At 60.9% G+C, this 9,597-nt stretch carries 16 protein-coding genes; 8 read left to right on the top strand and 8 right to left on the bottom strand.

The window, feature by feature from the left end:
• The 7 genes from ACTJI6_RS22755 to ACTJI6_RS22725 form a co-directional block, all read right to left on the bottom strand.
• A partial coding sequence (locus ACTJI6_RS22755; protein ID WP_440801813.1) for a transposase occupies positions 1-206 on the bottom strand: 206 nt, incomplete at its 3' end.
• Positions 178-603, bottom strand: a complete 426-nt coding sequence (locus ACTJI6_RS22750) for a hypothetical protein (RefSeq protein WP_440803946.1) — start codon at positions 601-603, stop codon at positions 178-180. The genes ACTJI6_RS22755 and ACTJI6_RS22750, both read right to left, overlap by 29 nt.
• A gap of 178 nt (positions 604-781) precedes the next feature.
• A complete protein-coding gene (locus tag ACTJI6_RS22745; protein ID WP_440803944.1) occupies positions 782-2,092 on the bottom strand; it encodes a cation:proton antiporter in 1,311 nt (436 codons plus the stop codon).
• Positions 2,093-2,377: 285 nt separating this feature from the next.
• A complete protein-coding gene (locus ACTJI6_RS22740) occupies positions 2,378-2,629 on the bottom strand; it encodes a hypothetical protein (RefSeq protein ID WP_440803942.1) in 252 nt (83 codons plus the stop codon).
• 240 nt (positions 2,630-2,869) lie between these two features.
• The gene (locus ACTJI6_RS22735) at positions 2,870-3,241 is read right to left on the bottom strand and encodes a hypothetical protein (protein WP_440803940.1); all 372 of its coding nucleotides are present in this window, start codon (positions 3,239-3,241) and stop codon (positions 2,870-2,872) included.
• 42 nt (positions 3,242-3,283) lie between these two features.
• Positions 3,284-4,006 carry a phosphatase PAP2 family protein gene (locus ACTJI6_RS22730; RefSeq protein WP_440803938.1) on the bottom strand — a complete coding sequence of 241 codons (723 nt, stop codon included), beginning with the start codon at positions 4,004-4,006 and terminating at the stop codon, positions 3,284-3,286.
• Positions 4,007-4,210: 204 nt separating this feature from the next.
• Positions 4,211-4,723, bottom strand: coding sequence for a YsnF/AvaK domain-containing protein (locus tag ACTJI6_RS22725; protein WP_440803949.1), 513 nt, complete (start codon positions 4,721-4,723; stop codon positions 4,211-4,213).
• A gap of 368 nt (positions 4,724-5,091) precedes the next feature.
• Here ACTJI6_RS22725 and ACTJI6_RS22720 point away from each other — a divergent pair, with 368 nt between their 5' ends.
• The 6 genes from ACTJI6_RS22720 to ACTJI6_RS22695 all read left to right on the top strand — a co-directional run bounded on the left by ACTJI6_RS22720 (position 5,092) and on the right by ACTJI6_RS22695 (position 7,810).
• The gene (locus ACTJI6_RS22720) at positions 5,092-5,340 is read left to right on the top strand and encodes a hypothetical protein (RefSeq protein ID WP_306607774.1); all 249 of its coding nucleotides are present in this window, start codon (positions 5,092-5,094) and stop codon (positions 5,338-5,340) included.
• A 70-nt stretch (positions 5,341-5,410) separates the two neighbouring features.
• On the top strand, positions 5,411-5,611 hold the full coding sequence (locus tag ACTJI6_RS22715; protein WP_306607776.1) for a hypothetical protein: 201 nt from the start codon (positions 5,411-5,413) through the stop codon (positions 5,609-5,611).
• 196 nt (positions 5,612-5,807) lie between these two features.
• Positions 5,808-6,086: a metal/formaldehyde-sensitive transcriptional repressor gene (locus tag ACTJI6_RS22710; RefSeq protein ID WP_440803935.1), complete on the top strand. Its 279-nt coding sequence runs from the start codon at positions 5,808-5,810 to the stop codon at positions 6,084-6,086.
• Positions 6,083-7,039 (top strand): CDF family Co(II)/Ni(II) efflux transporter DmeF, encoded by a 957-nt coding sequence (gene dmeF / locus ACTJI6_RS22705; protein ID WP_440803933.1) that lies wholly within the window; start codon positions 6,083-6,085, stop codon positions 7,037-7,039. Before ACTJI6_RS22710 ends, dmeF begins: the two co-directional genes overlap by 4 nt.
• A gap of 48 nt (positions 7,040-7,087) precedes the next feature.
• Positions 7,088-7,366: a chromate resistance protein ChrB domain-containing protein gene (locus ACTJI6_RS22700; RefSeq protein WP_377697526.1), complete on the top strand. Its 279-nt coding sequence runs from the start codon at positions 7,088-7,090 to the stop codon at positions 7,364-7,366.
• 9 nt (positions 7,367-7,375) lie between these two features.
• Positions 7,376-7,810, top strand: a complete 435-nt coding sequence (locus ACTJI6_RS22695) for a YqaA family protein (protein ID WP_126155170.1) — start codon at positions 7,376-7,378, stop codon at positions 7,808-7,810.
• A gap of 176 nt (positions 7,811-7,986) precedes the next feature.
• Here the strand turns inward: ACTJI6_RS22695 and ACTJI6_RS22690 are convergent, their stop codons facing one another.
• Positions 7,987-8,187 carry a heavy-metal-associated domain-containing protein gene (locus tag ACTJI6_RS22690; RefSeq protein WP_126155171.1) on the bottom strand — a complete coding sequence of 67 codons (201 nt, stop codon included), beginning with the start codon at positions 8,185-8,187 and terminating at the stop codon, positions 7,987-7,989.
• A 96-nt stretch (positions 8,188-8,283) separates the two neighbouring features.
• Here ACTJI6_RS22690 and ACTJI6_RS22685 point away from each other — a divergent pair, with 96 nt between their 5' ends.
• Together ACTJI6_RS22685 and ACTJI6_RS22680 are read left to right on the top strand one after the other, a co-directional pair.
• On the top strand, positions 8,284-8,763 hold the full coding sequence (locus ACTJI6_RS22685) for a c-type cytochrome (RefSeq protein ID WP_440803931.1): 480 nt from the start codon (positions 8,284-8,286) through the stop codon (positions 8,761-8,763).
• Positions 8,764-8,826: 63 nt separating this feature from the next.
• Positions 8,827-9,584 (top strand): IS5-like element ISPso2 family transposase gene (locus tag ACTJI6_RS22680; RefSeq protein ID WP_101754952.1). Its coding sequence is split into 2 segments (ribosomal slippage): positions 8,827-9,151 and positions 9,151-9,584, totalling 759 coding nucleotides; the frame shifts between segments, so codons are not numbered across the junction.
• The last annotated feature ends 13 nt before the right edge of the window (positions 9,585-9,597 follow it).

Below are 9,597 nucleotides of genomic sequence, written 5' to 3'. Positions count from 1 at the left end.
GTCGACGAGCCGTTGCGCCGGTTCGCCTGGCCGGGCGGTGCTTCCTTGCCTTCCTCATAGCCCAAATGCGCGGTCAGCTCCGCGCCCAGCATCCGCTCCATGAGCCGGATCTTCAGCTCCTTCATCAGCCCGGCATCGCCGAGCAGATCCTCAGGGCGCTCAATACCCTTCAGCAGTTCATCCAGAAGTTCCTTGGAGATCGTCATGCATGCTTCCTTTCGGTGAAGCATGGACCGGACCACTCATACACAGAAGATCGGACACTCTCGCTTCAGCGGGGCTTCTGGTTTCCAACATGCGGGCTGCGATGTAGCCGCCGGCAAACGAAGCAATGATGCCCGAAAGGACATACCAGATGCCTGCAGCGATCGAGAAGGTCGAGGCGGCCGGATTGTCACCCGTGCCTGGATCAAGCGTTGCAAGCCCGATGCCCACACCCAGCATCGTCAGAAGCACCTGAACCACCAGGGCTACCACGACGCCCGCGAAGATCGCGCCCCATGACACCTTGTTGATCATGATGGTATGGGCGTCCTCGGAAACGCTCGTGGACATCGAGGCAGTCTCGGTCGACAGCAGGGGTTCGCCGGAAGAATAGCTCATCTTTAGAAACCTCTGGCAGGGGCGATGGCAGGATCCGGCGCGTATGAGGAAAGTCTGCAGGTTTAAACCTTCCAAACACCCTTTCGTTCCGATTGCGCCGGGTGCTTCGCACCATCTCGAGTCCACAGGAAAGAGATTTCTCACCGAGCACTCGTCGCTCTGGTCCGGATCAACCGCTTTATTGCGACGCGTCTTCGCCTGCCCCCGGTCCCTGCAAGCCCGGCGGCGGGACGCCTTCCGCGTCGGGGTCGCGGCCGTGGCTGTGGTCCAGAAGGCGCATCAGCGGCGTGACGGTCAGGCCGTGCAGGAAGACTGAGATCACCACCACAAGCCCGACGACGGCCCAAAGGCGATCGGCTCCATCGATCTCCATGCTGTTGAGACCGTAGGCCAGATAATAGAACGATCCCACGCCCCGGATGCCGAAAAACGCGATCGTCAGTTTTTCGCTCCAGGTCGCCTTCAGCCCCGCCAGGCCGATCAGCCCCGTGACCGGCCTGATCACGAGCAGGATCACCAGGGCCGCGACGATGTCGGTCCAGAACAAGGCACCCAGCAGCCCGTTCGCCAGGGCGCCGCCGAACAGCAGCAGCAGGACCATCATTGCCAGACGCTCGACCTGTTCGGTGACATCGTGCATCTCGCGGTGGAAGTCATGAGAGCGGTGGGCATGGCGAAAGGTCAGCGCGGTCACGAAGACCGACAGGAAGCCATAGGAATGGATCATCTCGGTCAGGCCATAGGAGACGAAGGTGGCCGCCAGGGCGATCAGGCCGTCGCCCGTCTGCGCCAGCTTGGTTTCCGCCGGGATGCGGAACGTCAGCCAGCCGAAGGCGCGGCCGATCAGGTATCCCCCGGCAACGCCGGCGCCGATTTCCCACAGCACATGATAGCCCAGCCATTTGGCCGCCCATGGCTCTCCCGTGCCGGCCGCCGCCAGAACGATGGCCAAGTTGACGAAGGGAAAGGCCGCGCCGTCGTTCAGTCCCGCCTCCGCAGTCAGGCCGAAACGGACCTCGTCCTCCTCGCCGCCTTTCGGGGGGCCGACTTGGACATCGGCAGCCAGCACCGGATCGGTGGGCGCCAGGACCGCCCCGAGCAGCAGGGCGACGATCCAGGGCAGCCCCGCCAGGGTGCCGAACAGGACCGTGATGGCCAGGATGCCGAGCGGCATGGTCACCAGGATCAGCCGCCAGGCAACCTGCCAGCGGCGGATCCCGAACACCCGGTCGAGCTTCAGCCCCGCCCCCATCAGGGCGATGATGACCACGAACTCCGTGAACCGCTCAGTGATGTCGGGATAGGCCAGGGGCGAGGGATCAACCCTCACCTGCGGCAGCGAGAACAGCGCGGCGCCCAGGCCGATGCAGACAATGGGCAGCGACAAGGGCAGTCGCCGCAGCGCCAGCGGCAACCAGGCCACTAGGGCAATCAGAAATCCCGCTCCGGTCAGCACCAGGATGTAGGGATCGGGGTGAAACCATTCCATCATAACTGTCAACGCCGCAACGGGGATTCTGGCTAACTCCCGAAGCCCGAGAAGGCGGACAATTTATGTTAACCGGGCCAGTGCTCCCAGCACCGTTGTTCGTTCAGCTTAGCTAGACCCGACCAGAATGGGCGCTTCTCGTGTCAGTGGTGAGAATGCTTCCCTACCTGCCTGTAAGCGGATCCTTGAAATGACCCATACGGTGTTCCTTCGGACGCCTTGCTGTGGCAATGGGCGATCTCGTTGGTTACCAACCCCGGTGGTTGCTGAGATCCTCAAAGCCGCCTAGATCCTGCTTTCGCGTAGGTCGCGGGGGCGGTACTGCCATTGTTCCACATCCCAGCCCTCATGCCGTTCCTTCCATGAAGCAATCTGCGTCTGGCCATGGAGCATGCAGGTCATGACGCTGACCTCGGGGGCGTCGAACAGGAGGCTGAAATCGCGGTAAGCGCGGGTGTGGCCTGCTGGCTCGGACGTGAGGGCGCAGGCACTAATTCCACGCTCGTCTTGCTGCCTGTCCTGACCTTCGCGGCGCATGCCATTCTCTGCCATAGCGCAGGCACCGCCCTGCAGACCGCCGCAAGAGACATAAGTGCCGGTCAGCGACGCGGACTGCCACGAATGAGCCGATCTGTTTGGGAGCATCTTCGAGTGGTACTTCTTTTCCCTGAACCCGGCGCACTTCCGTGTTTGGTGGCGGCTTTGGCAGGACGGGATCGAACGCGGTCTTGAGGTTGTAGCGCAGCACGACAGCTTTGCCCACACAGGCTGGGGCGGTCAGAGTTCGTCAATCCAGTTCGCGATGTTTCCCCACGTCCAGACCATTGTACTGAGATTTCTGGCAGAAGCCTGATCCTGATCATAAGCCCAAATGCCTTTCATCGGCTTACGTTCCTCCTCGGCACACTGACGTTCCCAGGCCTGACTGCGAGATAACAAGGTGTTCTTGCTGATTACGACAAGGACGCCGGTCGATTGGCGAATTTGCTCTCGAACCTGTGCCTGCCACTGTCTGTCGTATGTTTCCTCCACCGGAAGATCGGCATATTCAAACAGCCTTTTCGTGCGAAGTGGTTCCGCCTTGATCATGTTTCGGATGCGCCTGTCCTCACTTGCGGCGGCAATGTAGATGATCTTTTTCTTGGCCATGGATGAAGTTCCTCGTGGCAATAAAGCAAATACCTGATCTCATCAGGATGACTGGGTGGACACCATACTCAACCATGCCGAAGCAAGCAGAGCCCAGCCCGCACCGGCAATCCACCCTGCCAAGGCATCGCTCGGGTAATGAACACCGAGCATCACGCGGCTGAGGGCAACCAAGGCGCTGATGGCAACGCCTGTTAAAACAAGTGTTCTGCGGATCTCGCAATGCCGGCTGATAGTCCCAAGGACAATGCCGAGGCTGATGTAGACAACAGCGGCATTGAAGCTATGTCCGCTGGGAAAGCTGTAACCTTCCACTCCCATGAGATGGGACACGTTGGTTGGGCGTGGCCGAGCAAAGCCAAGCTTCAGCAAAGCGCTGATCATCCAGCCGCTGAAAATGGTGACAGATAGGATTGCTGCCTGACGTCGCATGCCGAACAGCAGAAGCATTGCGACGGCAGATGCGGCAAGGAGGTGCCGCAACGTGACACCGCCCAACTCTGTTATGCCTCGCGTCATGTTGGCTGCCCACGAGGGCCCGCGCAGTTCCAGACCGGCTGAGCTCCGAAACAGCAGCAAGCCCAGGTTATCCAGGTCGGCATAACGACCGCTCAGCATCAAACCCGCAAGAACGGCAAAGACCACCCAGCAGAGCGTCGCACAGATCAGCGCCGCACGCAGACTGAGAAGCGCGTGGCAGCGGGAGGCATCCGTCTTAAGGCTTTCGCCCGCGGCTGCATGATGATCTTGAGGCGAGTTCAGCATATGGTTCAGGCACACGATGTTGGGTGCAATCCGTAAATTGTCGAACTGCGCCTTTCTTCCAAAGCCGTCTTGTTGGGGAGCAGAGTGTGGAGGCGCTGCACGGCATGATACCTCGGCCGCAGTCCGTCTCCAATGTCGAGGCAATCCCGATCATAGGGAAAAAGACTCGCCGAGGCGAGGCCCTTTCTCTCGTCTGCAAGGGGTTCAGATCTTGGTGCGATCGATGTTGTCGCGGTCCACGCTGCTCAACGTATCGCGACTGCCATCGACATTGTCCTTTTCGATCTCGCGATCAACAGGGCGGCGCGCGATCTGGACCCGCTCCTCAAGCAGATCAACACGTTCGTTCACCGGCTCCTCGACCGTATAGGCCCGGACCCGAACACGGCCCTGCCCGGTTTCGCGCTTGCCGACGCGAAGACGTTCCTCCACGATGGGGATCGTCTCGTCTCCGCGCAGATCCCGACCTTGCCGCAAGGACGCATCAGCGCCCGTGCTGTCCTCGTCAACATAGGGACTGTCCAGATCACCCGTCGCACCCGCACGGGTGCCATAGGCGGATGCCGTGCTGCCCGAGGCATAGGAGCTGGCCTCGTGACCGCCCCAGCCTTCGGAACACCAGCTTTCGGCACGTTCGTCGAGATTCACGCTGCCCTCGTCATCCAGGATGTCCAGGGGGGTCTCATATTCGCCGCCGGTCACCCCACTCACGATCACCAAGTAGCCGCGCGAAAGCCCTTCGGCATAGGTGCAGCGGTCCTCGTCGGGAAAGAAGAAGTCGCTGAGACTGTCCCAGAAACCCTTGCGATCACCCTGACACCGGTCCTGAAGCGCCTTGCTGCATCATCTCTGGTCACCCGCGCCTGCGACGACGCCGATGAGCGCCTTATGCGCACTGCGCTGACCAGCTCTGGCCGCAATCTGCGCACAAAGCTGGCGGACGTGCCAGACTGCGTGGAGGAGGCCATGGGCTTGACCAAGGCCGAGATTCGCGAACTTTAGTGGCAATGCGCCGTGTCCGGCAGCATCTGGCTCGACACTGACCCTGCCCGGATCTCTACCGGGGTGATCAACAGGAAGGTATCTTGCAGACAGTCGTCCTGAAGAAAGTCAAGACGGGAGTAAGCGTCGCGTTTTCCTGTCAGCCCTGGTATGTTGCTGATCTTCAGCCGACAGCAGCACGATCCCGGGTGACCATGGTCAGCGACAAAGGCCTCAAGCACCGCCTCTATGTCGCAGACAAGCCGCAGGTGCTTGCGAGGACGCTGGCATCCGCTCTCAGGAACCATAAGGCGAGTGACAGCGGCTCGCAAAAAAGCAAATGTCCAGTTTGAACAGTGGTAATCCCCCTTTTGCGAATTATCTATTGTCGCCGGGCCTCAAAATTCTAACGCTGCCATGATCATGAAGCGCGTCATCCTCACTGACTCTCAGACCAAAGTTTCTCGGCTTTTCGAGAGCCCGCCATGGCGGCTTGGTCGAATTAAAGAGACAAAGGACAGCAACATCTTTGAGGTCCGCATGGTCCACGAAGACGGCAAGATACTTGTCATCAACGTCAATGCCGATCGCATGTCGCTTACAAACAGGTTCAAGAGCTGGTGATCACCTATACGCTGCAGAATGCAGTTCGTTAGAGAGGAATTCTATCTGCTAGGCCTGATTGCATGTCACGAAAGGGGATGGTCCAGCGTACACTCCTTCCGCTCTCCAAATGTGGCCGTTTCGGCGTCACCCAAACCGTTCTGCAACGCAGGTAACGGCCTTGTGCTCCTGCTAAGATAGGGTATCCCCCTATCTTATGAGTCACACGACAAAGCATAAAACCAAGCTCCTGGCCCGCGTTCGCCGCCTGAAGGGGCAGATCGAGGCCGTCGAGCGGTCCTTGGAGACCGACGCCCCCTGTGGAGAGGTCCTGAACCTGGTCGCCTCGATCCGCGGCGCGGTCGGCGGCCTGACGGCAGAACTGATCGAGGACCACATCCGCGAGCATGTTTCTGATCCCGGCCGAGACGAGGACACCGTTCGCGGGCAGGCCGCGGGCGAACTGATCGACATCATCAGGACCTATCTCAAATGAACATCCACGCATCGCGGCTGGGCAGCCCGCACGAGCATGTCTACCTCGGCGACAATCACGAGCGTAACGAGCGCCGGACCTGGCTGGTCATAGCCATCACCGCCGCGATGATGGTCGTCGAGATCACCGCCGGCAGCATCTTCGGCTCCATGGCACTGATTGCCGACGGCTGGCACATGTCGACCCATGCCGGGGCCATGCTGATTGCCGCACTCGCCTATCGCTATGCCCGTCGCAACGCCCGCAACGAACGCTTCACCTTCGGCACAGGCAAGATGGCGGACCTGGCGGGCTTCGCGAGTGCGGTGATCCTGGCGCTGATCGCGCTGCTGATCGGCTGGGAAAGCCTGATGCGGTTCTACAGCCCGGTCGCGATCAGCTTCCGCCAGGCGATTACCGTGGCCGTGATCGGCCTGATCGTCAATCTGATCTGTGCCTGGCTGCTGCGCGAGGACCACGCGCATCACCATCATGGCCACGGCCACGGCCACAGCCATAGCCATGAACATGACCATCATCATGAGCATGCGACCGACAACAATCTGCGCGCTGCCTACCTGCACGTCCTGGCCGATGCCCTGACCTCCGTGTTGGCCATCGCGGCGCTGACGCTTGGCAGCCTCTATGGCTGGAACTGGCTTGACCCGATGATGGGCATTGTCGGGGCCGTCGTGATCGCTCGCTGGTCCTGGGGGTTGATCCGCGACACGGGCCGGGTCCTGCTCGACTACGTGCCCGAGGATGAGGATCTGCCAGACGAGATCCGCTCCGCAATCGAAACCGGCTCGGATCAGGTGACCGATCTGCATGTCTGGCAGCTTGGCCCCGGTCACCACGGCGCGATTGTCGCGATCCGGTCCAAGATGCCGCTGGAGCCCGCTGCCTACCGCGCCAGGCTCTCGCATATCCACGACCTCTCCCATCTGACGATCGAAGTCGAGCGCGCTGCCTGAGGAGGAAGATCGATGGAAGGGGGCTCCTTGTGACCCTGCCAACCAACAATGCGCATGGACGCAAGATCCGTGTCAGGCGCCCGGTCCAAGATCAGCCGCATAGCCTGTCCCTGGCTCATCCGCCGCCTTGTCGATTTGCGGGCGGTGATCCTGTTCGTTGCCGCTTCCGAGGTGGAGGGCGTGGCGGAGCGTCACGACGAGGCCCCTTTTGACATTGAGGGGAGGCTTCAGTCATCGCGGCGAGCTGTGCAGCTTCGACGGATGCCGATGGAGTTCAGCCTCTCCATCGACAACCCGCGTCGGCAGTGGCTGGGCCGGCGTGCCTGACCGGTCATCATGATTGATCTTGCCGTTTACGGCGGCCTGTTTCTGGCGGCCTTCACCGCAGCGACCCTGCTCCCCGCGCAATCCGAGATCCTGGTTGTCGGCCTTTTGCTGACCGACCACCCGCCATGGCTGGTGCTGACCGTTGCGAGCGCCGGCAATGTGCTGGGTTCTGTGGTCAACTGGTTTCTCGGGCGAGGAATCGAACGGCTGCGCACCCGACGCTGGTTCCCGGTAAGCCCGGCCGCCCTGGCACGAGCGGAGGGCTGGTATCGCCACTACGGCAGATGGTCGCTGCTGTTGGCTTGGGCGCCGATCATCGGCGACCCGTTGACTGTCGTTGCAGGAGTGCTGCGCGAGTCTTTCTGGGTGTTCTTGCTCCTCGTCAGCGTTGCGAAGATTGGCCGCTATCTTGTTCTGGCAGCAGCAACATTGGGGTTCGCTTGACTAAGTTGCCACTCGGCCTCGGCGCTGCAAAGCAGGCTCCGTCTCCTGCAGGTGCAGAAGACGGAGTTGACGAGATTGTGGTCGAGCAACCTCAAACCATTTGTGCCGCGGTTTGCCGTGATCGCCGCCCAGCGAAGGCGGTGCCCCGCCAGGTTGAAATAGCGGAATGAGGGTTCTCAGCTGGTCGCCGGCACCACGGGGAAGCCTGCTGCAGCAAGGGCGGACGCAAAGCGGTCAATCGGCAGATCGCTGGTCAGTTCGACCTCGCGACGGTTCTGATCGATGACGATAGAGGCATCAGCATCGACCGACTGGATGGCACGAGTGACGCTCCGGGCGCAGCCGCCGCAGTTCATGTTGGGGAGATGGAAACGCATGACACCTTCCTTGGTTCTTCTCATGCCTGAGCAGATGGGAGCTTCCAGCGCGGGAAGGTCAAGGCGCCCCAACAACTTCCTGATATTGACCTTCGCGTGAATGGCCACAATCTGGCGGGCATGACTGGAAGCCGTTCATCTGCCCTCTTCCTTCCAACTGCATCACTGCTTGCCGTGGGCCTCGTTTGCATCGCCCTCTGGACAGGATGGAGCCACAGCACCTCGGCCCAGACCCAGCGCGGAGCCGAGCTTTATGCCGAACATTGCGCGATCTGCCACGGCGCCCAGCTCGAAGGGCAGCCCGATTGGCAGGTTGCCGACGAAAGCGGCGTTCTTCCTGCACCGCCGCATGACGCATCCGGCCACACCTGGCACCACGATGATGCCATGCTGACCGACTACATCCGTCGGGGAGGCCAGGCGGTCCTGGATGAGCTGGGTGTGTCCATGACGTCCGGCATGCCAGCATTTGGCGAAATCCTGACGGACGGCGACATTGCCGCCATCCTCGGGTTCATCAAGTCGACGTGGCCCGAGCGGATACGCGTGATCCAGGCCGAACGGAATGGCGGCTAGGGTCAGGATGCATTGATTTCTGTTGCGCTGCGTGATTCACGCCTCCGAAAACGGAGCGGTGACATGAGCGATCTCTTCTGGCTGACCGACGCGCAGATGGCGCGCCTGGCTCCCTTCTTTCCCAGGTCGCACGGGAAGCCCCGGGTTGATGACAGACGGGTGCTGAGCGGGATTATTTTCATCAATCGCAATGGCTTGCGTTGGCGCGATGCGCCCGCCGCGTATGGCCCACATAAGACGCTCTACAGCCGGTGGAAGCGTTGGAGCGAAAAGGGCATCTTCGCGCGGATGATGGCCGGGCTGGCGGCGGAACACGGCGAGAAAACGACCGTGATGATCGACGCAACATACCTCAAGGCCCATCGAACGGCGACCAGCATGGCCGCCAAAAAGGGGGGCGTGGTCGCCTGATCGGTCGAACCAAAGGCGGTATGAACACCAAGCTGCACGCCATCTGCGACAGTCAGGGGCGACCGATCGACCTGTTCGTCACCGCTGGACAGGTCAGCGATTATATCGGCGCTCGGGCCCTGCTGAGTGGCCTGCCAAACGTCAAATGGCTACTCGGGGATCGTGGCTATGACGCTGACTGGTTCAGAGAAGCGTTGCAGGACAAGGGGATACGTGCCTGCATCCCAGGCCGGAAGAAACGCAAGACGCCGATCAAATACGATAAGCGGAGATACAAGCGGCGTAACCGCATCGAGATCATGTTCGGCAGGCTCAAGGACTGGAGGCGCGTCGCGACCCGCTATGACCGATGCCCCAAGGTCTTCCTCTCAGCCATCGCCCTCGCGGCTCTCGTCATCTATTGGTTATGAATCCTGACCCTAG

This window comes from Paracoccus sp. 22332 (assembly GCF_052045125.1).
Lineage (GTDB): Bacteria > Pseudomonadota > Alphaproteobacteria > Rhodobacterales > Rhodobacteraceae > Paracoccus > Paracoccus haematequi_A.
The sequence above is the reverse complement of the archived record's forward strand: the minus strand, read 5'-3'. Positions and strand labels throughout refer to the sequence as shown.

Coding starts and splice junctions, on each gene's coding strand:
- ACTJI6_RS22715 (WP_306607776.1), top strand. CDS start 5,411: ATGAAGCGCGTCATCCTCACTGACTCTCAGACCAAAGTTTCTCGGCTT.
- ACTJI6_RS22740 (WP_440803942.1), bottom strand. CDS start 2,629: ATGCGCCGCGAAGGTCAGGACAGGCAGCAAGACGAGCGTGGAATTAGT.
- ACTJI6_RS22735 (WP_440803940.1), bottom strand. CDS start 3,241: ATGGCCAAGAAAAAGATCATCTACATTGCCGCCGCAAGTGAGGACAGG.
- ACTJI6_RS22730 (WP_440803938.1), bottom strand. CDS start 4,006: ATGCTGAACTCGCCTCAAGATCATCATGCAGCCGCGGGCGAAAGCCTT.
- dmeF (WP_440803933.1), top strand. CDS start 6,083: ATGAACATCCACGCATCGCGGCTGGGCAGCCCGCACGAGCATGTCTAC.
- ACTJI6_RS22750 (WP_440803946.1), bottom strand. CDS start 603: ATGAGCTATTCTTCCGGCGAACCCCTGCTGTCGACCGAGACTGCCTCG.
- ACTJI6_RS22710 (WP_440803935.1), top strand. CDS start 5,808: ATGAGTCACACGACAAAGCATAAAACCAAGCTCCTGGCCCGCGTTCGC.
- ACTJI6_RS22690 (WP_126155171.1), bottom strand. CDS start 8,187: ATGCGTTTCCATCTCCCCAACATGAACTGCGGCGGCTGCGCCCGGAGC.
- ACTJI6_RS22700 (WP_377697526.1), top strand. CDS start 7,088: ATGCGCATGGACGCAAGATCCGTGTCAGGCGCCCGGTCCAAGATCAGC.
- ACTJI6_RS22695 (WP_126155170.1), top strand. CDS start 7,376: ATGATTGATCTTGCCGTTTACGGCGGCCTGTTTCTGGCGGCCTTCACC.
- ACTJI6_RS22745 (WP_440803944.1), bottom strand. CDS start 2,092: ATGGAATGGTTTCACCCCGATCCCTACATCCTGGTGCTGACCGGAGCG.